We start from the raw sequence: 23901 nt of genomic DNA, 5'->3' as shown, positions 1-23901 counted from the left end.
GAGGCGGTATCGAAATCGAAATGGGGTTTTACTCGATTCATTCTCACGCGAATTCCGGGTCCGGGAAAAACAGCCGGCTCAATATAGATAGACCGCTCCGCTAAAAGGCGCATTGCTGTTCCGTGCGCCGCCAATGCCCGAGGCATCACTGCCGTCGCCCGAGGCGCCTACCGCGAGTGTCTTCCCATCTCCCGACAGCGCCGGAGGCGTGCCGAAGAAATTGTTTGCCGACGATGCGCTTGGCTTGATGTATGCCTGCTGTGTCCATGTGGCGCCCTTGCGCGTGTACACATACACCGCGCCATTGTTGCCAAGCGTGTCGTCGGCTTGATTACCATTCAAGCCGATGGCTGCGCTTCTTTCTCCCTCGGCTCCCACGGCCAGCGTATTTCCATCTCCAGAAATTGAAATGGCATAGCCGAAGTTTTCGCCCGCTCCTGTATTCGAAGCCTTGACGTACGCCTGTTGGCTCCAGACGCCTCCGCTGCGGATGAAGACATACACCGCGCCGCTGTTCGGCGCGCCATTGCTGTTCTGATCGCCGTCGATGCCCGTGGCTGCGCTGCCTTCCGAGAACGCGCCCGCCGCCAGCGTATCGCCGTCCGCGGACAGCGCCAGCGATATGCCGAACCTGGCATTGGCGCCTGTGTTGGAAGCTTTGAGATAGGCTTGCTGGCTCCATGAATTGCCGCTGCGAATGAACACGTAAGCCGCACCACTGCTGGCAGCGCTATTGTCCAATTGGTCCCCGTTGATGCCGGTGGCGGCGCTGTCTTCGAAATCAGCACCGACTGCCAGGGTATTGCCGTCGGCGGAAAGGGCGACCGACCTGCCGAAGGCGTCGCCCGCTTCGGAATTGGACGCTTTGATATAGGCCTGCTGACTCCACGCATTGCCGCTTCGGCCAAACACATATACCGCGCCGCTGCCCGAAGCGCCGTTGCTGCTCTGGTCGCCATTGATGCCCGTGGCCGCACTGTCTTCATCGAGCGCGCCTACGGCCAACGTATTGCCATCACCGGAAAGGGAAACCGAAATGCCGAAACCGTCGCCGGTTTCGGCATTGGATGCCTTGACATACGCTTGTTGGCTCCATGTGTTGCCACTCCGGCTGAACACATAGACGGCGCCGCTGGAAAACGCGCTGTTGCTGGCTTGGTCGCCATTGATTCCAGCGGCTGCGCTGCTTTCCTGATAGGCGCCCACTGCCAATGTGCTGCCGTCCGCGGACAGTGCGACCGTGGTGCCGAAATAATCCGAAGTTCCCGTGTTCGAGGCCTTCACATAAGCCTGCTGGCGCCATTCACCATTGGCTTTCGTGAACACATAGACGGCGCCGCTATTTACGGCTCCCGCATCCGCCTGGTCGCCATTGACGCCGGTGGCGCTGCTATTCTCGAATGGCGAACCAACCGCCAGCGTCGCGCCGTCCGACGACAGCGCAATCGAAGAGCCAAAGGATGCCCCGCCATTCGTATTGGAGGCCTTGAAGTAGCCTACTGCTTCGGCCAGCGAACCGCTCAATGGCTTCACGGCCGATTCAGTGCAGCCAGCCGCATTGCAGGCCTTTACCTTGTAGCGCGCATTGACCCGCTGGTACAGCGCAATCGGGTGATTCACGCTCGTGCCGGTGAAAGGGTCGCCCACCGGCGCGAACGGCGAGATGCCATCGGCGCTTTCCAGCAGCTGGTACGCCGTGGCGCCGCTGACCGCCGCCCAGGACAAGCACACTTCCTTCATGCCCAGGGTCAAGGTCGGCGCCGGCGCCTCGGCTGGCGGAAGCGCACTCGCAACGCTGCCCGCGCTTTCACCACCGCCACCGCCACCGCACGCGGCGAGCGCCGTCAATGCAATTGCGCATATGCCAAGGCAAACGTGCTTGATCCAATGGTTTGCAAAGCGTTGTAATCGCATACGCTTGAATCCTCTCCCGGAGAAGTTGGTCGAGATGAGTCCCCGACCATACAAATGCCTAACGTTACTGGCAGACGCCCGATTTCGAAACGTGGCATAGGTCATGCGGATGAAGCAAACCGCACGCAAGGAAATCGACGGGAATAAGGCTTCTCACGAATGCGGAACTGGATGGGCCTGAGTCGCAGCCGCGCTCGCCCTCTCGTTCAAGGGGCTGTCAGCATAAACGGGCCAGGGAGACGGCCGGGGTCTTCGGCGATTGCCTGTCAGGGAACGATGGTGGTGAACAGATAGACCGCGAAGATGACGAGATGGACCGCTCCCTGCATGACGGTGGTGCGTCCCGTGCCGAGCGACAGCGTGGCGACGATGATGGACAGCACCAGCAGGACGGTGGACTTGACGTCGATGCCGAGCGAGAGCGTCCAGCCGGTGGCCAGCGAGACGATGGCGACCGTGGGAATGGTCAGCCCGATGCTGGCCAGGGCCGAACCCAGCGCGAGGTTCAGGCTGGTCTGCAGGCGGTTGGCGCGGGCCGCCTGATAGGCGGCGATGCTCTCCGGCAGCAGGACCACGATGGCGATGATGATGCCGACCAGGGCCTCGGGCGCGCCGATGCGGGCCACGGCCGCTTCCAGCGCGGGAGACAAGGACTTCGCGAGCAGCACGACGGCGATGAGGCAGGCCAGCAGCAGCGCCGCGCTGATGGCCGCCATCCGCGCCGGCGGCGGCTCGGCATGGGCCTCATCGTCGGCTGCGTTGGAAGCCGGCAGGAAGTACTCGCGGTGGCGCACCGTCTGCACCAGGACGAAGGTGCCGTATAGGACCAGCGAGACCACGGCGATGAAGGCCAGTTGGCTGCGGCTGTAGACCGGCCCCGGCGTCGTCGTCGTGTAATTCGGCAGCACCATCGTCAGCACGGCGATCGCCGCCAGCGTGGCGAGGGATGCCGATACGCCGTACAGGCTGAAGGTCTGCTCGCCGTGGCGCTGTCCGCCTGCCAGCAGGCACAAGCCGACCATGCCGTTCAGAATGATCATGACCGCGGCGAACACCGTGTCGCGCGCCAGCCCGGCCGCCTGCTCACCCCCGGAAATCATCAGCGCGACGATGAGCGCAACTTCGATCGCCGTGACCGCCACCGCCAGCACCAGCGTTCCGTAGGGCTCTCCGACGCGATGGGCAACCACCTCGGCATGAAATACCGAAGCGATGACGCCGGCAAAAAGCCCGGCCGCCAGGATGAAGGTAAAGGCGACGCCAAGCGCATCGCCCACCCCCAGAAAGGAAAGCGCGAGCAGTATCCAGGCAAGCGCCGGCGCGGCGATCGACCAGGCGGGCAGGGTGGAGGAAAGTTTCATGAACGATGCGTTGTGCCAGAGACAACGCATCTTAGCAACAAACGGGCTTCGGCTCGCCAATAGTGATCCGACCATGCCTCCTGCAAGAAGCCGCGGCGCACCGGCCAGTCGAGAACCGAAAAGGGGCGGCAGTGTGGCAGCGCATGGTTCGGAAGCGTCGACGATCACTGCGCCGGTCGGAACCGGCGGCAGGCCCGTCGAACTCTTGGGAGCCGGCAAAGAAAAACCCCGAGGACCTTGCGGCGCCCGGGGTGGCAGGTCCGGCCTTCATGTAGCCGGGAGCTTTCTAGTTGATGCCACAGCAATCCGTCGAAAAGAGATTCCTGTGGGAAACAGGAGTAGACCTCATCCCGCCATCGGCGTCAACGCTTATCCGGCTTCCTGTGGCGCTCCGGTGACGGCGGTATCAAGAAGACATGCTGCACCGATGGCGCCAGGCAACGGGCATTCCATGGTCAAGGTGGAAACCGGACCATGGAATTTCAGGCTCTGGGGCAATCCGCAAGCATGCCGCGCCGCTGCGGGGCCGCGTCGGTTCCGCAGCGGCGAGCCACCCGCTCAAGCGATCGATCTCAGCCGGCTGTGCTGCTGCAGGTAGAGATACATCGCGCCCGTCACCATGCCGAAAATGATGTGGGCAATGAACGCGGTGCCGCTCCTCAATTCCGCGAACCACGGGAATGCGCGCACCATCACATAGAAGTTGAAGCCGTATAGCAACGCGCCGAAGACGGCGCCGGCAAGCAGCATCAGGCTCGGGTTTTCATGGAGATGCAAGGCTAGAAAGAGGGCTGCCAGCACGAGCGCGAACAGGATGCCGAGCGCATAGTGGGTGATCAGCGCGGTTGCCGCGATGCGCCAGTCGAAGCCGGCGGCATGCAGCACGTCCGGCCCGAGCACGATGGCAGCGATCATGTCGGAAATCGCCCAGGGCGAATCCGTCGCGCTGGTGGCCAGCCACAACAATTCCATGACCATCAGGGTGGCGCCGCCGACGAGGCCGGCAACGATCGCCGCCGGCCAGTCGAGCCCGGTCGGCGACCACCGATAGAGTTTCAGGTGATGTTCCATGTCGCTGTCCTCCGCGGGCCGGACGGGATGGCGCTTCCGGCCTGCATGTCAGGGAAAGACGGGCACTTCCGGCGCTTCGCCGCCGAAACGGATGTCGGGGTGCCGCTCCGCCATCGTCTTCTCGATGTCGGCCACCCGGCGCGCGGGCACGTCGGCGATCAGCAGTATGCGTCCTCGTTCGAGGTCGGGATAGAAGGCCTTGAGCCGGGAATTCGGCAAGGCCGCTGCCACCATGCTGGCCGACCAGGCGCCGAACAGGGTGCAGACCAGCGTGATCAGGATTGCCAGCGGCGCCGGCGATTCGGGCGAAAAATAGCTGGCAGCGGCGGCGGCGAGCACCACGCCGAGCACAGCGCCGACCAGCATGCCGGCCTGGGCGCCGTGCACCACGTCGGTCTTGTAAAGGAAGCTCGCCTCGGGCAGGTCGGGCCCCAGTTCTTCCCGATGGCTGATGAAGTGGAGATAGCGCACCTCCACCCGGTTCAGGAGCATGTCGTCGAGCACGCGCCGCGCACTCGCCATGTCCGGCAGAAGGTAATAGAGACGATGTCGCATGGCCACCTCCTCGGTGCCGCTGATGCGTAAACCCAGTATAGTCAATTTCACGGAAACTGCCGGCCGCAATGCCGTGTTCATGGCTGGATCGGCAGCCGGGCCGGCGGCGCGGAAGGCTGCATCATGCGCCTGCCCATTCTTTCGGATTTGCATCGCGATTGGCATTTCGATGATCCGCGGCGCGCAAGCGCCGAGCGCGATCCGGCGGCACGGAGAATAGGCAATGCGATCCGCTGCGCAGGGTCGCGTTTCAGCAGCCATTCCCGCGGCCGGCCGCATGCACCGGCCTGCCGGCAGCGGCGTGCATCAACCGGGCGCCTGGTGCAATTCCATGGCCTTCACCAGGGCGGATATTTCGCCGGCGTCGCGTTTCAGCAGCGCGGAGCGGCGCTGCAGCAGCGCGGCCTGAGGCCAGTCCCGGGGCGCTGCCGGCGCGGCCTCGCGCGCATCCGCCGCAACGGGCATCGACGCGGTGGCTGGGCCGACAGCCTTCAGCGCCGCGTCCAGCGCCGCTTCCACCTCGCCGAACACCCGGGCAAGGAAATCGCCGAGCGCGCCGTCTGCGGCAGGGTCGGGATGGCGCTGCAGCAGCAGGCGGATGGCGGCGCAGTGGGAGACCAGCAGGTAATTCCGGACCACGAAGCGATTCAGGTCCGCCGCCCGGTACTGCTTGTCCGCCGGCTCTTCGCCCATGCGCTGGATGGCGCCGCTCAAGCCGGCGATCCGGTCCATGAACCGCTTCCTGCTGACCCGGTACTCGGCGTCGTCCGGCACCTGCCGCAGCAGGAGCTGGCGGCAGGCCGACACATAGGACCGGTTCGCCGCCAGCACCAGGGCCACCAGCCGCGGCAGGTTCTGGACCTCCCACGACGGCAGCACATAGCTGAAGAAAGTCGCGATCAAGGCGCCGACCAGGGTATCCGCCAGCCGCTCGTAGACCGCCTGCGTCGCTGCCGGCGTCGTCAGGCCGATCAGGATCAATGCCTGCACCGTGGCAGCCACCGCGGTGTACCGATATTTGATGTGGAGAAAACTGGGGCCGGCGGCGGTCGCCACGAACAGGCAGGCGAGCAAGGCCAGCGGCGAATGAAAAATCTGCAGCACGATGGCGGTGATCACGCAACCGATCAGCGTGCCGAGCACCCGGTCCCGGCGCCGCTGGCGGGTCAGGCTGAAGTTCGGCTTCAGCACCACGGCGACGGTGAGCGCGATCCAGTAGCCGTGCGCGGCATAGGGAAGCAGTCGCGACACCGCCAGGCTGAAGGAGATGGCCAGCGCCACCCGCAGCGCATACCGGAAGGTGGGCGATGCCATCCGCATTTCCGCCCACAGGGTCCGCAGCTCGTAGCGCTGGACGCTCAGCAGCGGCGCCGGGATGGATCCGGAGGGGAGGGGAAGGGACGAGCCGCCGGCCATGGCGCCATGCAGCCGCGCGACCGACGCGATCAGTTCGCCCGCCTTTCCGACCGTGATCTGCAATACCGCATGCGCTTCCCGGTCAGCCGGCGCAGGGCCGGTGGCGAAGCGGTCCAGCGCGCGCCGCAGCACCTGCATCTCCGGCTCGCAGTCCTGCAGGACGGGAGGCTGGCCGCCGCGGGCCATGGCATAGGCCACCGACTCGATGTCAGCGGCCAGCCGGGAAGCGAGCGCTTCCAGTGCCGGCAGGACATCCGACCCGGCGAAGTGGTGCCGCAGCGACGCATAATCCGTATGCAGGGCGAGCGCCGTTTCGTACAGGTCGATCATCGCATAGTGCACCCGTACCAGCGCGCCGCCCTCCGCCGCATGCGCGCGCAGGATCAGGTCGCGCGACGCCTGCTGCTTTTCAGCCAGCACCACTTGCTGCTGCACCAACCTGGCGAACTGCTGCTGCGGATCGGCGTCCTCGCGGTAAAAGACAGCCTTGATCTCCATGTAACGCGCCAGCGCGTACAGCGATTCGGCCAGCACCTGCTGCCGGATCCGGATGCGCAGCTTCCAGGACACCGCCATGGCATACAGCAGGTAGCCCAGTCCGCCGACGAAGAACAGGACGCAGCTCAGCAGCGCCCGGCTGAAATCCACCGGCGCCTCGCCCATCAGCAGCATGGTGAAGAGGGCGGCGAACTGCAGCGGCATCGCCTTGCGTCCGTAGACCACCAGCATGCTGGCGATGAAGCTGATGATGCCGACCGCCGCCGTCAGCAACCAGGGATGCGGCGTGCACAGGCTGACGATCAGCGCGATCGCCGAGCACAGCAGCACGCTGGCCAGCATCTCGTTGAACTTGTGCCGCAGCGGGCTGGGCAGGTCCATCAGGCTGGTGCACAGCGCGCCGAAGGCGATCGGCACTGCCGTCTGCGTGCCGGCGGTGAGCGCCGCGGTCACGGCGATGCCCACCACGCCGGTGGCGATGCGCAAGCCGGTGTAAAAATAATGGCTGAAGAAAAAGGTCCGGGGTGATAGCGCGTAGTGCATCGATGGCTAGATCGGCATGGGCGACATGGTTGAGACGCCGCCGGCCGGTATTGGTTTGTCAAAACTGGGTTGACGCAGCGGGCTCGATGCAGTTCACCATGCCGGACGGCATGCGTGAAAGCAGGCAGCCGGTGCCGCCGCGACGGCGAAGCGGAAGCAGCCGCGAGGCGCTGTCGAGCCCGCCCGCTACTCCGGCCCCAGCGCTACATGGCCGGCCGCCGCCGAACGGCTGCCCGGCAGCGCTTCATTGCTGCGCCCGTGATAGGCAAACACCACGGATTGCTTGGTCTCGTTGCCATGATTCTCGCTGGCGGCATGGAACAGACCGCTGTGGAAGAACAGCACGTCGCCCTGTCTCAGCTCGACCGGGATGCCGCCGGTGAAGATGCGCTGGTTCTCTTGATGCTCCGGCCGCAGGAAATCCAGATCGTCGAGCTGCTCGCGCCGGATGTCGAGCCGGTGCGAGCCGGGGATGACCTTGAGAGCGCCATTCGATTCGACTTCATCGCCCAGGGCCAGCCAGACCGAGATCAGATCGTTGCGCAGGAAGGACCAGTAGCGGATGTCGCGGTGCCAGCCGGTGGCGGTGCTGAAGCGGGGGTGCTTGGTCATCACGCAGTTGTGATGGGCCAGCGTCAGCCGGACCGGCTCGCCGAACAACTGCGCCAGCGCCGCGGCGATGCGCGGGTCTTCCGCCCAGTCGCGGAACACGGGATGCCGATGATAGGCGCCGCGCAGGCGCCGCACCGTCCGCCCGCCCGGGGCATCGCGTGAGGCCGGCGCGCCGGCATAGCCGACGTCGGCTTCATACTCCAGGGGGGGCACCTCGTCGCGCAGATGCGCCTCGGTCACGTCGCGCATGGCCGCGCAGGCTTCCGGCGCCGCCAGTGATCTGAATATCAAAAAGCCATCCTGCCTGAATTGCTCGATTTGCGATGCGGTCAGCGACACCTGGCGTTCCTCTCGAAGCCGTTAACGAAACAGGCATAACGGTACCGTAATTTGGGCTCGTACGCCTCGGCCCGGCCTGATTGACGGAGATCAATTTTCTTTCCGCTACACATCTCGGGCCGCAAAGCGACTCTTGCTGCAATGTATGATTGGTTCGTCCGAGAGCTTGCATCGAACTGGTACGAAATCCGTCCACCACGCTTTTCAATCCTCATGGGATGAGCGCACTGATGTTCACAAAGCTGAGAAGTCTCGCCGGCCGGCTGGCGTTCCTGCGCAACCGCTATGCGTTCGCTGCCGTTATCGTGATCGCAGCAGGCGTGCTGCGCCATGCGCTCAATCCCCTGCTGGGCGAAACCGAACCCTTTCTTTTCCTGGCCCTGCCCGTTGCGGTCATGGCGATTCGCTTCGGGCTCGCTGGCGCCGTCGTGACCGGCGTGATGGCGGCATTGGCCGGCTCCTTGCTGGTCCTCGGCAGCAGCGAGCCGATCATTCACCCGCTGTATGGGGCGGCGCATCTTTTGAGCTTTTCCGGCGTCTGCGCCGGCATGGGCTTCCTCGCCTGGCAGGTGAGGGCGGAACGCGGCAGGAACGCGCTGCAGGCGGAAGAACTCGCGTCGGCCATGCGCCAGGTGCAAGAGCGCGACGCGCAGTTGCGGCATGCGGATCTCCAGAAGGAAGCGGCCGAGCAGCAGAAGAACGAATTCATCTCGATGCTGGGGCATGAGCTGCGCAATCCGCTGGCCGGCATGAGCACCGCCGCCGACCTGCTGCCCTTCGTCCGGGAAAACGAAAGGCGGCATGCCCAGACGACGGACGTCATCGCTCGGCAGGTGCGGCACATGACCAAGCTGGTGGACGACATCCTGGACGTCTCGCGCATCAGCCGCGGCATGATCACCGTGTCGAAGCGGCCGATGGATTTCGTCGTGGCCATCAATGAAGCGGTCGAGCAAGCCTGCTCTGTCATCAGCGAACGCCAGCACCGCCTGACGCTGCAGCTGCCGGACGCGCCGGTCTGGGTGGAGGGCGACCAGACGCGGCTGGTGCAGGTGGTGGCGAACCTGCTGGCCAACAGCGCGAAATACACGCCCGAGGGCGGCGACATCGTGGTGCGCCTGGACGTCTGCAACGGCGAGGTCGGGCTCAGCGTGCAGGACAACGGCATGGGCATCAACGCCGAACTGCTGCCGTTCATTTTCGATTCCTTCGTTCAGGCGAAGCGCACGGCGGACCGGTCGCAAGGCGGGCTCGGGCTCGGCCTGGCCATCGTCAAGTCCATCGTCACGCTGCATGGCGGCCGGGCTTCCGCGTACAGCGATGGGCTCGGCAGGGGCAGCGTGTTCGCCATCCATCTGCCCAGTGCGGCCGACCATGGGCAGCGGGCAGTGCCGCAGCAGGCGCCGGCACCGCAGGCAGCGCAGCGGCGGGCGTCCGGCGGGCTCGAATTGCTGGTGGTCGACGACAATGAAGATGCGGCCCGCGGCCTGAGCCTGCTGCTCTCTTCCCAGGGCCACCAGGTCACCACGCTGTTCAATCCGCGCCGCGCCCTCGAGCGCGCTCGCGTGCAGGCCTTCGATGCCATGATTCTCGATATCGGCATGCCCGAAATGGACGGCTACGCGCTGGCGAAGCATATCCGGGCCATGGGGCGCCATGCCGACACCACCCTGATCGCGCTCACCGGCTATGGCACCGAAGATGATATCCGCCAGGCGCGGGAGGCAGGGTTCGACCACCACTTCACCAAGCCGGTCGATGCGGCGCGGCTTGCCATGACGCTGCAACAGATACCGGCCATGCGGTCGGGCCATGCGGCGAAAGCCGCCGCTGCCTGATCTTTCCGCGCCGTTACTAAGGTTTTTTGATGTTCGTCGCGAGGGCGACGAACAATGGCGACAAGGCGATGGCGACAAGGCTCGCACTGCTCGAGCGCGGCCTTCGTCCGCAGGGAGAAAGCGTTTCGCGCCGCCCGCCACCGGGTACGGCGCCGGATATCCCGAGCGTGACGGATCAGCGGCGGTAGGGGTCGGCCGGTCGGCGATCCCAGCGGTTGGGGATGCCGTCGCCGTCGCGATCACGATCCCGGAAATTCGGAATGCCGTCCCTGTCCTGGTCGCCGCGTGGACCATGGCGCGGCACCGGGCGCATCACAGGGTAGGCATGCGGCGCCCAGACTTCTTCGCGGTACTCCCGGCGCACCGGAACCGGCCGCACCATCACCGGCGCCGCCGGGGTATAGACCGGCGCGGGCGCCGGGACGGCGTAGACGCCCGGCGTGCCGATGCTGACCGTGACGTCGGCGTGCGCCAACGCGTCGGCGCTGAGCAAGAGCAGGGTGGAGCTTGCGGCAAGGGCGATGAATAGCTTCGACATGATGGTCACCTTCTCGAGTTGCCCGCTGTAAGCCGCGGGATGACTTGAGTATAGGAAGAGACGCGCGGCCCGGCGGCTTTCCGGTCAAACCGTTACATCAGACACATTGCGACAAATCCGCGCTACACGCCGATTGCATCGCCTGCCTCCCGGCCCTTGCATTCCCAGGCTGGATCCCAGATCGCCCGGCAGACACCCGCCTTCAGCGGCTCGCCGCCGAACGGCCATACGGCGTCTGCACTGGCCGGCATCCGGACGTGACCATACACTGCTGGCAGGCGCCGGACATAGGCTGCGGCATCGTCTCAACGACCGAGGCGTAACCGTCGCTCAAAGTGAACTAACTTCATGCCGCGTTACGACCAGCCCGCGCACCAAGCTTGCCAACAAAGGTCTGCAGGCTACGGAAGAGCGTCAATTCGGGATTGTTAGTTCGGATCAGGCGGCATTCATTCGAGACCCCGGTTGGTGCGCGGCTTATGAAAGGCTTCGTCTTCTGGCACAAGCGGAAAGGCCGGCAAAGCGGTGCGGGAGCGAGTCATTCGTGGGAAGTGATCGGAGGCGGCAAAGTCCTGTTTCAGCCTGTTGATCGATGCCGACAGCAGAATTGCTTTCGCGCTGCCCGATTGCTGCAAGTGGGCAGAGAAGGGAGCAGAGGGCGGATCGGGCAGCAGGTAGGCGGCGCAGCGGCAAGCGGCGCCAGCAATGCGGCGAGGCTTCAAGGAAAGATCATCAAGGAAAGATCACTGACCGCTGCAGGCGAGGCGCACCATGCTTGCGGCCTGTAGAGGCTGAGCGATGGCCGCGGCTTTCATCTCGTCGGCACGCTTTCCCGCACCGGCCCGGTTCCTCGCCAGAAGTACACATGCTCGCGCTGATCGCTTCCTTGCGTGATGACTTCAACGCCCTGGGGCGCTGGGCGCGTGCCGGACAGCCGCATGCAGGCGCCGAAGGGCGGGGTGACGGTGGTCTGGCGCTCGGGGCCGATCCGGATGAGCGTATGGCGGTAGGCGCAGCTTGCATCCGGCAGTTGCTCTTCCATGACCGCAAAATCATTCGATCCTTGCGCCGGCGCCGGCACGAGTCGGTAAGCCGCCGCGGCGGTGGATGTGACGAACACCGGCTTGCCGTTGAAGATCAGCTGGCCGCGCCCGCTCTGGGCATCGACCACCGTCTGGAGCAATCCATACCGGGTCGACAATGCCGCGTCGGCGAGGGCGAGGTTCATTCCTGAAACAAGAACGCCCATCGCGATGATTGCTGCGAGAGTACGCCGGCAGCGGCGAATGAAGAAGCGGCTCATGTGTGCATTGAATGAATGGGTCATGCCGCGCCCGGTTCGAGCACGCTTTCCCACGAGCGGAGGAAAGCACTTGCATGGCGCCGCATGGCAGGCGGTGACGAGGCGGTGACTAGCCGGTTGGGGCGATTGGGGCGGCCTATCTTAGCATCGCGTCGGTTCGCAAGGCGGCATCGGCCTTTGGCGCCGTCTGCGTTAGCGCAAGCCCGAGAATGGAAGCATGCGCCCGATGGCTGGTGGGGTCGTCGGTTTTCCAGTAGGCTATGGTGCGGCTCCAACGAAGCATTCATTAACCGGGCAGGGCATGCTGAGGAGTCGCAGCCTACATGTGCAGCATGCAAGCCGATGCCCATTTCGATGACCAGAAAAATGCAAAACAAAAGAAATCGATACATACGCCACGCCTTTCTCGCCGCCGCCATGTGCTGGACGACGCTCGCCGCCGCCGCGCCCGATCAAGCGATTTATGCCCAGGTGCAGAAGCAGAAGGAGCCGCTGCTGGGCACGCTCAAGGACCTGGTGTCGATCGAATCCGGCAGCAAGGACAAGGAAGGACTCGACAAGCTGTCGCAGCTGATCTTCGACCGCTTGCGCGCCCTGGGCGGCGAAGTGGAATTCATCGAGCCGGGCGCCGACATCTACCGCATGCACGACACGCCGGAAAAGATCGGCCGCATGGTGCGCGCCACCTTCAAGGGCACGGGCAGCAAGAAGATCCTGCTCATCGCGCACATGGACACGGTGTATCTGAAGGGCATGCTGGCCAAGCAGCCTTTCCGCATCGACGGCAATCGCGCCTATGGACTCGGCATCGGCGACGACAAGGCCGGCATCGCGGTGATCCTGCATACGCTGGCGACCCTGAAGGCGCTCGATTTCAAGGACTACGGCACGCTGACGGTGCTGATCAACGGCGACGAGGAAATCAGTTCGCCGGCGGCGCGCACCTATTTCTCCAAGCTCGGCGCCGAGCATGACCTGACCATGTCGCACGAGGGCTCGCCCGCCGCCAAGGACCAGCTGTCGCTCGCCACCGCCGGCATCGCGGCGGTCACGCTCAAGGTGACCGGCAAGGCATCGCATGCCGGGTCCGCGCCGGAGCGCGGCCGCAACGCGATCTACGAGCTCGCCCACCAGGTGCTGCAAACTAAGGATTTCTCCGAGCCTTCCAAGGGCTTGAAGATGAACTGGACCATGATCTCCGGCGGCACCAACCGCAATGTCATTCCGGCCGAAGCGGAGGCGGCGGCCGATGTGCGGGTGGTCCGCGTCTCCGACTACGATGGCCTGGAAGCGCGCCTGCGCGAGACCATCAAGAAGCAGCTCATTCCCGACACCAAGGTGGAGATGACATTCGAGCGCCGCCGTCCGCCGCTGGAATTGCGACCGGCATCGGTGGCGGTGGGCGAGCAGGCGAAGAAGATCTACGCCGAACTCGGCAAGACCCTGATGGTGGATGATGCCGTCCAGGGCGGCGGCACCGATGCCGCCTTCGCCGCGCTCGGCAACCAAAAGGCGGTGCTGGAGCGCTTCGGCCTGCTGTCTTTCGGCGCGCATTCGAATGATGATGAATACATCCTCATCGATTCGATCGAGCCGCGGCTGTATCTCGCCACCAAGCTCATCATGGAATTTTCGCGCGGGGCAGGCGAATCGCGATGAGCGCGGGGAAGCGGTCGATGCAGCCCATCCGTCGACCGCTTCCGGCACCAGCCCGTGGCCCTGCCGCCGATAGCCCGAGCCGCGTTTTGGTAGCATAGGGCCATGCGCATCCAGCTCGTCTCCGACCTCCATCTCGAAAACTATCCCACCTACGTGCCGCCCGCCGCGCCAGGCGTCGATATTCTGCTGCTGGCGGGAGACATCGGCTCCTATCAGGCGGGATCGAAACTGCAGGATGACGACTTCGGCCTCGGCCGCTTCTCGCCGCGCGGGCCGCAGGCGAAATGGCCGCGCGTCTTCTACCTGCCCGGCAACCATGAATTCGATGCGCTGGATTTCGACGCCACTTATGCCCGCTTGCGCCGCACCTGCGATGCGCTCGGCATCGAATGGCTGGAGCGGGAGGTCATCACCGTCGGGTCGGTGCGTTTCGTCGGGACCACCTTGTGGAGCGATTTCGAATCCCTCGCCAAGGACAAGAAATCGGAGGCAGAGCGGATCAAGGCATTGGAGAAGGCCTGCCGCGCAGCCAACTTTTACCTGAGCAAGAACACCACGCTGAGAAACGGCAAGCCCATGCTGGCCGAGGATATCCGCGAACTGGCTTTCGATTGCCAGCGCTGGCTGAACGATGCGCTGGCAATTCCCTTCGACGGCACCACCGTCTCCGTCACCCATTTCGCCCCCACGCTGGGCAGCGCTGATCCGCGCTATGGCGTCACGCCGGGCACCGCCGGCTTCTGCAATGCGCTCGACCATCTCCTGCCGCGTGCCGACATGTGGATCCACGGACATCTGCACTGCGAGAATGATTTCGTCGTCTCCGGCGTCGAGGCAGGGAAGCCGTTTTCCTGCAGGGTGGTGGCCAACCCGCGCGGCTATCCCGAAAAGGGCGAAGACAAGGCGTTTCGTGAGACTTTCGTGATCGAGCTTCCTTGAAGCGCTTTCCCAATGCGGCTGCAGGTCTTCTGGCATCATCCGGGCGCTAGAAGAACAACAATCCTCCACTTCACTTCATCGATGAGACCCATGACACCAAGACTGATGGCAAGACGGCGCTTCCTGCATTCCGGCGCCGCCGCATGCGGCGCGCTGCTCGGCGGCCTTTTCCTCGCCGCCGCGGATGCGGCTGCGCAGAGCAGCGACTATCCCAGCAAGCCGATCCGCTTCGTCGTTCCGTATGCGCCCGGCGGCACCACCGACCTGGTCGCCCGCACCGTCGGCCAGAAGGTCGGCGAGAAACTTGGCAAGCCGGTCGTGATCGAGAACCGGCCGGGCGCCGGCGGCAACATCGGCATGGATGCGGTGGCGAAGTCGGCGCCGGACGGCTACACCATCGGCTTCGGCGCCATTTCCACCAATGCCCTCAACCCGCATGTCTACAAGCAGATGCCCTTCGATCCGCGCAAGGACTTCACCGCCGTCGGCCTGCTCGGCACCTCCACCATCGTGCTGCAGGTGGTTCCCGGCCTGCCGGTCAAGACGGTGGCGGAATTCGTGAGCTATGCAAAGAAGCAGCCGGAAGTGAATTACGGCACCGCCGGCGTCGGCACGTCCATGCATCTGGCGGCGGTGATGTTTGCGCAGATGACGGGCACCAACCTGGTTCATGTGCCTTACAAGGGCAGCGTGCCGGCCATCAACGACATGCTGGGCGGCCATCTGCAGGTGATGTTCGAGAACCTGCCGGCTTCCCTGCCGCATATCCAGGCCGGGAAGATCCGCGCGCTGGCGGTGGCCGGCAGGAACCGTTCGCCTTCGCTGCCCAACGTGCCGACCATGGCCGAGGCCGGTGTCGGCGGTTACGAGCTGGAGCCCTGGTTCGGCGTGTACGGACCGGCGAATATGCCCGCCGCGGTGGTGCAGAAGCTGAACCAGGCATTCAACGAGGCGCTGGCTCAGCCGGAGGTGAAGGAAAAGCTGCTGCAGGCGGGCTTCACGCCGCGCGGCTCGACGGCGGCGGAACTTGCCGCTCTCAGTGCAAAGGAATACGACAGGCTGGGCAAGGTGGCGCGCCAGGCCGGCATGTCGGCAGACTGACCAGGCAGGCGGGCATGCAGCATGCGGCCCGCCAGCAATTTCATCCCAACGGCAGGTCGCTACAGTTTCCTCGGCCGCGTGTCGACGGCAAGGCAGCACAGCCCGGTGAGCAGGGCCAGCGCGACATGCATCCCATACAGCACGGCGAAGTCCGCCCGTGCCAGCGTTTCATGCCCGAGCAGCACCACGGTCAACGCCACACCGAGCACCGACCCGATCTGCCGCACCGCCTGGTTGACTGCACTGCCGACGCCGTACTGGTGCTGCGGCAGGCGCGCCGTCGCCGCGCCGGACAGCGAGGGCAGCACCATGCCAACGCCGATGCCGCTGAGCATGAGGGCAGGAAACCATTGCGTCCAGTAGGCGGGCGTGGTGCCGGGCACCAGGGCCAGCCACAATCCGCTCGCCGCATACACCAGCGATCCGATCACCAGGCCGGGCCGGTGCCCGTGCTTTGCCGCCAGCCGGCCGCTGATGATGGCGGTGGGCACCACCATCAGGGGGCCGGGCGTGACGGCAATGCCTGCCAGCGGCAGGCTGTAATGCCAGATGCCGGTCATGTAGGAAAAGAAGGCGAAGAACATCATCGCGAATGCGACGGCGAAGCAGAACGTGGCGAGGTTGACCGCGCTGTAGGTACGGCTGCGGAACAGCGCCAGATCGACCAGCGGATGCGGCACCCGGGCGGCCCAGATGATGAACGCGACGAAGGCCGCGCCGGCGACGGCGGCGACCGTCGTGATCTGTCCGGATGTCCACTGGCCGGCATCGGACTGGGTCAGCGCCAGGGCGGCGCCGCCGACGCTGGCGATCAGCAGCAGCATGCCGACCAGGTCCACATGCTGCACCTTGCCGGCGATGCGCGATTCGCGCAGCAGTCCGATGCCCCAGATGAGCGATACCGCGCCGATCGGCAGGTTGATGTAGAACGCCCAGGACCAGCCGAAGAGATCGACGATGAACGAGCCGAGGCTCGGGCCGATCGCCGCCGCCAGTCCGCCGACCGCGCCCCAGAGGCTGACGGCGACGGCGCGCTTCTGCTGCGGGAAGGCATCCAGGATGAGGGACAGCGAGGCCGGAGTCAGCAAGGCCGCGCCGATCGCCTGCACCACCCGTGCCGCGATCAACATGCCTATCGAACCGGCGGCGCCGCAGGCGCCCGAACCGATGAGGAAGATGGCGGCGCCGAGCAGGAACATTTTCTTGCGGCCGTGGACGTCGGCCAGTCCGCCGGAGGGAATCAGCATGGCCGCATAGGTTACGGTGTAGGCATTCAGCACCCACGACAGGTCGGCGGCGGTGCCGGCCGGGAAAGCCTTGCGCAGCGTGCCGAAGGCGGCATACAGAACGGTGGTGTCGATCGACACCAGCAGCACGGCGATGCTGGCGATCCAGAAAGTGGGCCAGGGCGAGACGGCCGGCTTGAGGCCGGCGGCAGTAACGGCGGAGGGCTGGGTCATGATGGTTCCTCGGGTTAGGCGCCGAGCGCCTGCAGGTAGGGAGCGGTATCGAGGGCCAGGCCTTGCTTGACCCGGCGGGCGACGTCGTCGGCCATCACTTCGCTGGCGCCGCTTTCCAGCGCGTCGAAGGCCCGCGCCGCCACGATCGCCGGAGCGGTCTTAGGAACGTCGAAGTCGCGGGTGAGGTCGGTGTCGATGAAGCCGACATGCAGCGCCAGCACCTGGGTGCCCTGGCCGGCGAGTTCGTTGCGCAGCGCATTGGTCAGCCCCCATGCGGCCGCCTTGGAAACCGAATACGCGCTGAGCGGCACCGAATTGGCGAAGCTGGCGACCGAGAGAACGTTCAGCAGCGCGCCGCCGCCATTCGCCTTGAGGATCGGCGCGAACTGCCGGCTGACATGGAGCATGCCGAAGAAATTGGTATCCATGTGGCGCCGCAGGGCATCGGGTCCGGCCTCGCCCAGGATGCCGGCGACGCTCGCAATGCCGGCATTGTTGATGACCAGCGTGACGTCGTCGCATTGCCGGGCCGCCGCCGCGATGCCGGCTTCATCGAGCACGTCCAGCCGCAGCGGCGTGACGCCGGGCGTGGTCACCTGGCGCGGATCGCGGGCGGCGGCATAGACCTTGCGCGCGCCGCGCTCGAGGGCGGCGTGGACGAAGGCGAGGCCCAGGCCGCGGTTGGCGCCGGTGACGAGAATCGTTGCATCCTGCAGTTTCATGGCAATTCCTTCCGTTGGACATCATTGAATATGATGACCATCATATTCGTGGTGGTAAAAAAGCCGCCAAAAGGCGACTGCGGGCAGGTCAGTGCTTCACGTTTTCCGGGTCGTACCGTTCGAGCAGGATGCGGCGATTGGCGGCGAGCAGCGCCTTGCCCTCCGCGCCGCCCAGCACCCGCGCCATCTGCAGCGCGCCGACCATGGCCCCGGCCACATGGCTGGCTTCGGCCGCCGCCGGGGGCGGCAGCACCGACTCGACCGTGCGGACCAGCGACAGCACGCGCTCGCGGGCAGCCGCTCGCACGGCGTCGGACTGGCGCGGCATCTCCGAGCCGAGCGCGGCGACGACGCAGCCGGCGTCGGGCGATTCCATGTGCTGCGGCGACAGGTAGGCATTGACGAGCGAGCGGAACGGCGACGTACCCTTCTCCTGCTGCAGCGTCATGCTGTTGCCGAGGCTCTTGCCGCTTTGCTGGCCGGCGTAATCGATGGCGGCCGCGACCATTTCATCGCGCGAGCCGAAATGGGCGTAGAAGCCGCCATGGGTCAGTCCCGCTTCCTTCATGACGTCGGCGACGCTGACGCCGGCATGCCCGGCGCGGCGGATGGCGCGGGCGGCGGCATCGAGGATGCGGATGTGGGAGGCTTCCTTGCGGCTGGGGGATTCGGTTGCCATGGCAGTGCGATTTATATGATGATCATCATATTATGACCATCATATGGCGCTGTCAAGCATCCGTTGCACCGTCGGCGGCAGGCGCAGCGCCGGCACCATGTCGGCGCAGAAACTGCCTACTCGGTATCCGGGTCCGGATGCATGCACCGGACCGCCTCGTCCATCAGCGCATGGACGAGGCGCACCCGGGCCGACGCCCGGAACCAGACCAGCCCGAGCCGCCGCAGGTGCGAGCGGCCGGCGATCGGCAGCTTTCGCAGCGACAGGCCCTCCGGCCACGGAGGCGACCAGTCCGGCACCAGCGCGACGCCCAGCCCGCGGTCCACCAGCAGCGCGATCGCCGTCAGGGAGGTCAGCTCGAAACGCTCCGCCGGCTGTATGCCCGCCCGCCGCAGGTAGTGATCGGCGATGCGTCCGCCGTAGGTGGTGCGGTCGTAGCGAATGAAGGGCAGGGTGCGCAAGGCCTCGTCGGGATCGCTGACGGCCGCTTCCCGCGGCGCCAGCACCACCAGGGGTTCTTCCCGCAGCACTTTCCAGTCGCAGGTCTTGGCGAAGCCGTGTTCGGGCTGGACGATGATGGCGGCGTCGAGGCTGCCTTGCTGCACCTGGGTGAGCAGCGCATCGGAAGGGCCGGGCACTACATGGACCGTCAGGCGCGGATACTGGCGCCCGAGGCCTGCCAGCACGTCGGGCAGCATGCCGTTCAGCGCGGTTGCGATCGCGCCCAGCTGCAGCTCGCCTGCTACTTCCTCTTCGGCGGCATCGGCCTTCAGGTCGCGCACTTCCTGCAGCAGCCGGCGGGCGCGCAGCAGGATGCGGGCGCCGGCCTCGGTCGGCTTGATGCTGCGGCCGGAGCGCATCAGCAGGGCGGCATCCAGTTCCCTTTCCAGCGCCTGGATGCGCAGCGCCACCGCCGCCGGCGTCAGGTTCAGCTGGCGCGCCGCCGCCGCGATCGAGCCGCGTTCGGCGACCACGACGAAGGTGTGAAGGAAATGGGTATCCATTAGAAAAACTATTTTCTGAAATTAGGATTGTATAGTTTTTCCGATTGCGATTCGGCCTTATAGTGGCTCACATAGCAACGGCCGCACGACCCGTGCCGCCCATTACACCGGAGACACCCCATATGACGCTTCCCCTCATCCGCAGCAAGCTGTTCGTGCCCGGCTCGCGGCCCGAACTGTTCGCCAAGGCCCTGGCTGGCGAGGCCGATGCCATCTCCATCGATCTCGAGGACGCGGTATCCGAGAGCCGCAAGGCCGAAGCGCGGCTCGCGCTCACCCGCTTCCTGCGCAGCGGTGAGGCATCGGTGCCGGGCAAGACCGTCATCGTCCGCGTGAATGCGCTCGATACGCCGCACTTCGAGGCCGACATCGACGCCTGCGCCTGGCCGGCGATGCAGGTGCTCAACCTGCCGAAAGCCGAATCGGCGGAAGACGTGCGGAAGGCGGCGCGGGCGCTGGAACGCCGGGAGGCGGAGCGCGGCATCGAGCGCCCGATCGGCATCCTGGCCAACATCGAGTCGCCGCGCGGTCTGCGCCTGGCGGCCGAGATCGCCGCCGCCGATCCGCGCGTGGTCGGCCTGCAGCTCGGCTTCGGCGACCTGCTCGAGCCGCTCGGCATCGACCGCGGCTGCGAGGCGGCCATCCAGCAGCTCCAGCTGAGCATGCGCCTGGCCGCCGGCGAGGCCGGCCTGCCGGCGCTGGATTCGGCCTTCGCCAACGTCAAGGACCCGGAAGGCTACCGGCGCGAGGCGGAGAATGCGCGCCGCCTCGGCTACATGGGCAAGACCTGCATCCATCCCAGCCAGGTGGCGCTGGCCAATGCCGCCTTCCGTCCCGGCGATGCCGAGATCGAGCGGGCGCTGCGGGTGGTGGAAGCCTGGGACACGGCGCAGCGGGAAGGCACCGGCGCGCTGCTCGTCGATGGCCGCATGATCGACCTGCCGTTCGCGAAGCGGGCCCAGGCCATCGTCGCGCTGGCACGGCAACTCGGCTGCCTGCCTGCCGCCAACCCTTGATCCACGGAACGAATCCATGAGTACCGAAAAACGTCCCGGCAACGCTGCCGACCTTCCCGGCCCCCTGTCCGGCATCCGGGTGCTGGACCTGAGCAGCTATATCGCCGGCCCCTATGGCTGCACGCTGCTGGCCGACCTCGGCGCGGAAGTCATCAAGATCGAAGCGCCTCAGGGCGATACCCTGCACAAGTATCCTTCCACGCTGGAAAAGGAAGGCCGCGCCTTCCTCGGCGTCAACCGCAGCAAGCGCGGGCTGGTGCTGGATCTGAAGCAACCCGAAGGGCTGGCTGCGCTGAAGCGGCTGGCGGCGGAAGCCGACGTCCTGGTGCACAACTTCAGGCCGTCGGTGCCGGCGCGCCTCGGCATCGCCTACGAGCAGCTGAAGCCGGACAATCCGCGCCTGGTGTACTGCGCCGTCACCGGTTACGGCGAGACCGGCCCGCTGAAGGACAAGGCCGGCTATGACCAGGTACTGCAGAGCATGACCGGCATCTGCGCTTTCCAGGGCAAGAGCGCGGCGCAGCCGGAAATCGCCTACGGCTCCATCGTCGACTACTACGCCGCCTCGATGCTGGCGCTGGGCGCAAGCGCCGCGCTGCTGCACCGGGAACGCACCGGCGAGGGCCAGTATGTCGGCGTGTCGCTGCTGCGCAGCGCCCTGGCGATGCAGTCGGCGCGCTTCATCTGGGCCGAGAGCGAGGGCAGGGAGGTGGAGCGGGACATGCGCTCCGGCGGCATCACCGGCATCCACCCGACCCGTGAGGGCAGCCTCTACCTGTCTGCCAACACGCCGCATTTCTGGCAAGCCCTGTGCGAGCTGGTCGGCCTGCCGGAGATGGCGACCGACCCGCGCTACGACACGGTGCGCAAGCGCGCCCAGGCCGCCGGCGAGATCGTCCCCAGGCTGCGCGCGGCCTTGCAGGCGCGCACGGCGCTGGAATGGGAAGCGCTGTTCGGCGAACAGGTGCCGTGCGCCGCGGTGCGCCGCATCGAAGACATGTTCGATCATCCGCAGGTGCTGGCGGAGGACATGGTGGCGACGCTGGAGCATCCGCTGGTGGGCCGCTACCGCGGCTTCGGCAAGCCGATCAAGTTCGGCGCCACGCCCGGACCGGCGCCGTTCGCCGCGCCGCTGCCCGGCCAGCATTCGGCCGCCATCCTGGCGCAGCACGGCTACAGCGAGCAGGAAATCGAGCGCCTGCGCTCGCTGGGCGTGCTCGGGAATTAAGCGCCGCTTCCAGCATCACAAACCTTTGCAAGACCCAAATAAACGATATCAAGGAGACCCGCATGAACCACCTTCACCGCGTCCTGGGCGCCTGCGCCATCGGCGCCGCCGCCTTCGTTTCCACGCTGCCCGCCATGGCAGCGCCGGCCGCGCTGCCCAAGACCATCACCCTCGTGGTGCCGTTCGGTCCCGGCGCCAGCAACGACACCTTCGCCCGGGTGCTGGCGCAGAAGCTGGCGCCGAAGATCGGCTCCACCGTCATCGTGGACAACAAGCCGGGCGCCGGCGGCGTCATCGGCGCCAGCTTCGTCAACCGCGCCGCGCCGGACGGCTCGGTGCTGATGCTGACCTCGTCCACCTTCACCACGACGGCGGCGGTGCAGAAGAACCTGCCTTACGACGCGATCAAGGGATTCGCGCCGGTGTCGCTGCTGGCCACCGGGCCGATGCTCATCACCGTCGGCGCCCAGTCGCCCTACCGCACGGCGGCCGATCTGATCGCCGACGCGCGCGCCAACAAGGGCAAGATCAACTATGCCTCCGCCGGCATCGGCTCCATCAACCAGATGTCGGCGGAAATGATCAACGCCATGGCCAAGACCGACATGACGCATGTGCCCTACAAGGGCGCGGCCGCCGGCCTGACCGACATGATCTCCGGCCAGGTGCAGATGATGGTGGCGTCTCCGGCTTCGGCGCTCGGCCAGCTCAAGGCCGGCAAGGTGCGGGTGCTGGCCGTGACCTCGCCGAAGCCTTCCGCCCTGGTGCCGGGCGTGCCGCCGCTGGCCAATACCGTGCCCGGCTACGAAGTCGAGATCTGGTGGGGCGTGTTCGCGCCCGCCGGCACGCCGCCGGCCATCGTGGAAAGGCTCAATGCGGAAATCAATACCGTGATCAACACGCCCGAGATGCGCGAGCGCTTTGCCCAGGAAGGCGCGGAGCCGACCTCGTCGGTCGCGCCGGACCAGTTCGCCGCCTATGTGCGCAAGGAAATCGAGAAGTGGCGCACCGTGGCGCAGGAAAAGCACATCACCGCCGAATGAATAGGTTGAGAAAGCGACAGCCATGACGAGCAAGCGATGGGTCCGGCGTCCGCCCGGATCGAACTGGGGTGATTTCGGTCCGGACGACCAGCTCGGACGCCTCAACCTGATCGGCCCGGCGCAGCGCCTGGCGGCGATGCGCGAGGTCACGGAGGGCATCACCTTCTCCCTCAGCCTGCCGCTCGACGTGCCGCGCCAGCCGGCACTGAATCCGCGCCGGCAGCCGCCGCGCCTGCAGCCGGCCATGCATCACGGCGCGCCGTATTTCAGCTATGCGCTGGGGCAGATCGTCCCGGGCGCGACCGATGTCGTCAGCGACGACAGCGTCACCTTGTTCCCGCAGTATTCGACGCAGTGGGACGCCCTGGCCCACGTCTGCCAGCAGTTCGATGCCGATGGCGACGGCGTGGCGGAGGCGGTGGGCTACAACGGCTTTTCGGTGGCCGGCGACGCGCCGCAAACCCTTGCCGACTACCGCGGCGCCCAGGCCTTGTCGGTGGCCTCCGCCGCCGCGCACGGCGTGCAGGGGCGGGGGGTGCTGATCGATGCCCACCGCCGCTTCGGCCAGGTGCGGCATGCGGTGGGCTACGACGACCTGATGCGCCTGCTCGAGGACGATGGAGTCGAGATCCGCAGCGGCGACATCCTGTGCCTGCATACCGGCTTCGCGCGGCTGGCCGCCAGCCTGGCGACGACGGACGACCATGCGCTGCTGCGCACGTCCTGCGCGGTGCTCGACGGCACCGACGCCCGCCTGCTGCAATGGATTACCGATTCCGGCATCGCCGCCATCGCCGCCGACAACTACGCCGTCGAGGAGCGGCGGCAGGCGCTGCCTCCCGGCGCGCAGGGCGCATTGCTGCCGCTACACGAGCACTGCCTGTTCAAGCTCGGCCTGCCGCTGGGCGAGATGTGGCATCTGTCCGAACTGGCGGAGTGGCTGGCCCGGCATGGTCGCCATGCCTTCCTGCTGACGGCGCCGCCGCTGCATCTGCCGGGCGCCGTCGGCTCGCCGGCGAATCCGATCGCCACGGTATAGCAAGGCATCCCCGCGCTACCCCG

Annotated in this window: 22 protein-coding genes; 9 read left to right on the top strand and 13 right to left on the bottom strand. The window is 66.1% G+C overall.

What is annotated here, in order from left to right; genetic code table 11:
- Window positions 1–78: 78 nt before the first annotated feature.
- The 4 genes from CHB88_RS06910 to CHB88_RS06895 all read right to left on the bottom strand — a co-directional run bounded on the left by CHB88_RS06910 (window position 79) and on the right by CHB88_RS06895 (window position 4901).
- A complete protein-coding gene (locus CHB88_RS06910; RefSeq protein WP_089398586.1) occupies window positions 79–1914 on the bottom strand; it encodes an FG-GAP repeat protein in 1836 nt (611 codons plus the stop codon).
- Between the two features lie 266 nt (window positions 1915–2180).
- Window positions 2181–3275 carry a calcium:cation antiporter gene (locus CHB88_RS06905; protein WP_089398585.1) on the bottom strand — a complete coding sequence of 365 codons (1095 nt, stop codon included), beginning with the start codon at window positions 3273–3275 and terminating at the stop codon, window positions 2181–2183.
- Between the two features lie 558 nt (window positions 3276–3833).
- Window positions 3834–4346 carry a hypothetical protein gene (locus tag CHB88_RS06900; protein WP_089398584.1) on the bottom strand — a complete coding sequence of 171 codons (513 nt, stop codon included), beginning with the start codon at window positions 4344–4346 and terminating at the stop codon, window positions 3834–3836.
- A gap of 48 nt (window positions 4347–4394) precedes the next feature.
- On the bottom strand, window positions 4395–4901 hold the full coding sequence (locus CHB88_RS06895; protein WP_089398839.1) for a DUF1269 domain-containing protein: 507 nt from the start codon (window positions 4899–4901) through the stop codon (window positions 4395–4397).
- Here CHB88_RS06895 and CHB88_RS24260 point away from each other — a divergent pair.
- The gene (locus CHB88_RS24260) at window positions 4900–5121 is read left to right on the top strand and encodes a hypothetical protein (RefSeq protein ID WP_143131155.1); all 222 of its coding nucleotides are present in this window, start codon (window positions 4900–4902) and stop codon (window positions 5119–5121) included. The two genes, CHB88_RS06895 and CHB88_RS24260, sit on opposite strands and share 2 nt — an antisense overlap.
- 86 nt (window positions 5122–5207) lie before the next feature.
- Here CHB88_RS24260 and CHB88_RS06890 read toward each other — a convergent pair whose 3' ends face one another.
- Both CHB88_RS06890 and CHB88_RS06885 read right to left on the bottom strand, forming a co-directional pair.
- The gene (locus CHB88_RS06890) at window positions 5208–7358 is read right to left on the bottom strand and encodes an FUSC family protein (RefSeq protein ID WP_089398583.1); all 2151 of its coding nucleotides are present in this window, start codon (window positions 7356–7358) and stop codon (window positions 5208–5210) included.
- 186 nt (window positions 7359–7544) lie between these two features.
- Entirely contained in the window at window positions 7545–8309 is a 765-nt protein-coding gene (locus CHB88_RS06885) for a phytanoyl-CoA dioxygenase family protein (RefSeq protein ID WP_089398582.1), read from the bottom strand.
- A 230-nt stretch (window positions 8310–8539) separates the two neighbouring features.
- Between CHB88_RS06885 and CHB88_RS06880 the strand changes: the two genes are divergently transcribed.
- The gene (locus CHB88_RS06880; protein WP_176442354.1) at window positions 8540–10147 is read left to right on the top strand and encodes an ATP-binding response regulator; all 1608 of its coding nucleotides are present in this window, start codon (window positions 8540–8542) and stop codon (window positions 10145–10147) included.
- A 175-nt stretch (window positions 10148–10322) separates the two neighbouring features.
- On the opposite strand, the gene CHB88_RS06875 is transcribed toward CHB88_RS06880, so the two are convergent.
- The 3 genes from CHB88_RS06875 to CHB88_RS06870 all read right to left on the bottom strand — a co-directional run bounded on the left by CHB88_RS06875 (window position 10323) and on the right by CHB88_RS06870 (window position 11913).
- Window positions 10323–10685: a hypothetical protein gene (locus tag CHB88_RS06875; RefSeq protein ID WP_089398838.1), complete on the bottom strand. Its 363-nt coding sequence runs from the start codon at window positions 10683–10685 to the stop codon at window positions 10323–10325.
- 449 nt (window positions 10686–11134) lie between these two features.
- A complete protein-coding gene (locus CHB88_RS24255; RefSeq protein WP_143131154.1) occupies window positions 11135–11407 on the bottom strand; it encodes a hypothetical protein in 273 nt (90 codons plus the stop codon).
- 89 nt (window positions 11408–11496) lie between these two features.
- On the bottom strand, window positions 11497–11913 hold the full coding sequence (locus tag CHB88_RS06870) for a hypothetical protein (RefSeq protein ID WP_089398580.1): 417 nt from the start codon (window positions 11911–11913) through the stop codon (window positions 11497–11499).
- A 441-nt stretch (window positions 11914–12354) separates the two neighbouring features.
- Between CHB88_RS06870 and CHB88_RS06865 the strand changes: the two genes are divergently transcribed.
- From CHB88_RS06865 to CHB88_RS06855, 3 genes are all read left to right on the top strand, one after another.
- A complete protein-coding gene (locus tag CHB88_RS06865) occupies window positions 12355–13647 on the top strand; it encodes a M20/M25/M40 family metallo-hydrolase (protein ID WP_281254985.1) in 1293 nt (430 codons plus the stop codon).
- Between the two features lie 102 nt (window positions 13648–13749).
- Window positions 13750–14586 carry a metallophosphoesterase gene (locus CHB88_RS06860; protein WP_089398579.1) on the top strand — a complete coding sequence of 279 codons (837 nt, stop codon included), beginning with the start codon at window positions 13750–13752 and terminating at the stop codon, window positions 14584–14586.
- A gap of 90 nt (window positions 14587–14676) precedes the next feature.
- Window positions 14677–15687, top strand: a complete 1011-nt coding sequence (locus CHB88_RS06855) for a Bug family tripartite tricarboxylate transporter substrate binding protein (protein WP_245844795.1) — start codon at window positions 14677–14679, stop codon at window positions 15685–15687.
- Between the two features lie 59 nt (window positions 15688–15746).
- Here CHB88_RS06855 and CHB88_RS06850 read toward each other — a convergent pair whose 3' ends face one another.
- The 4 genes from CHB88_RS06850 to CHB88_RS06835 all read right to left on the bottom strand — a co-directional run bounded on the left by CHB88_RS06850 (window position 15747) and on the right by CHB88_RS06835 (window position 19552).
- Window positions 15747–17147 carry an MFS transporter gene (locus CHB88_RS06850; protein WP_089398577.1) on the bottom strand — a complete coding sequence of 467 codons (1401 nt, stop codon included), beginning with the start codon at window positions 17145–17147 and terminating at the stop codon, window positions 15747–15749.
- Window positions 17148–17161: 14 nt separating this feature from the next.
- Entirely contained in the window at window positions 17162–17869 is a 708-nt protein-coding gene (locus CHB88_RS06845; RefSeq protein ID WP_089398576.1) for an SDR family oxidoreductase, read from the bottom strand.
- A gap of 88 nt (window positions 17870–17957) precedes the next feature.
- On the bottom strand, window positions 17958–18548 hold the full coding sequence (locus CHB88_RS06840; RefSeq protein ID WP_089398575.1) for a TetR/AcrR family transcriptional regulator: 591 nt from the start codon (window positions 18546–18548) through the stop codon (window positions 17958–17960).
- Window positions 18549–18664: 116 nt separating this feature from the next.
- Entirely contained in the window at window positions 18665–19552 is an 888-nt protein-coding gene (locus CHB88_RS06835; RefSeq protein WP_089398574.1) for a LysR family transcriptional regulator, read from the bottom strand.
- A 137-nt stretch (window positions 19553–19689) separates the two neighbouring features.
- On the opposite strand from CHB88_RS06835, the gene CHB88_RS06830 reads away from it, so the two are divergent.
- The 4 genes from CHB88_RS06830 (at window position 19690) to CHB88_RS06815 (ending at window position 23878) form a co-directional block, all read left to right on the top strand.
- A complete protein-coding gene (locus CHB88_RS06830; RefSeq protein WP_089398836.1) occupies window positions 19690–20568 on the top strand; it encodes an HpcH/HpaI aldolase/citrate lyase family protein in 879 nt (292 codons plus the stop codon).
- Between the two features lie 16 nt (window positions 20569–20584).
- Entirely contained in the window at window positions 20585–21796 is a 1212-nt protein-coding gene (locus CHB88_RS06825) for a CaiB/BaiF CoA transferase family protein (RefSeq protein ID WP_089398573.1), read from the top strand.
- Window positions 21797–21858: 62 nt separating this feature from the next.
- Entirely contained in the window at window positions 21859–22839 is a 981-nt protein-coding gene (locus CHB88_RS06820) for a tripartite tricarboxylate transporter substrate binding protein (RefSeq protein ID WP_089398572.1), read from the top strand.
- Between the two features lie 22 nt (window positions 22840–22861).
- Window positions 22862–23878 carry a cyclase family protein gene (locus CHB88_RS06815; RefSeq protein ID WP_089398571.1) on the top strand — a complete coding sequence of 339 codons (1017 nt, stop codon included), beginning with the start codon at window positions 22862–22864 and terminating at the stop codon, window positions 23876–23878.
- Window positions 23879–23901 lie beyond the last annotated feature (23 nt).

The sequence above is a fragment of the Noviherbaspirillum humi genome, from assembly GCF_900188095.1.
Lineage (GTDB): Bacteria > Pseudomonadota > Gammaproteobacteria > Burkholderiales > Burkholderiaceae_D > Noviherbaspirillum > Noviherbaspirillum humi.
The sequence above is the reverse complement of the archived record's forward strand: the minus strand, read 5'-3'. Positions and strand labels throughout refer to the sequence as shown.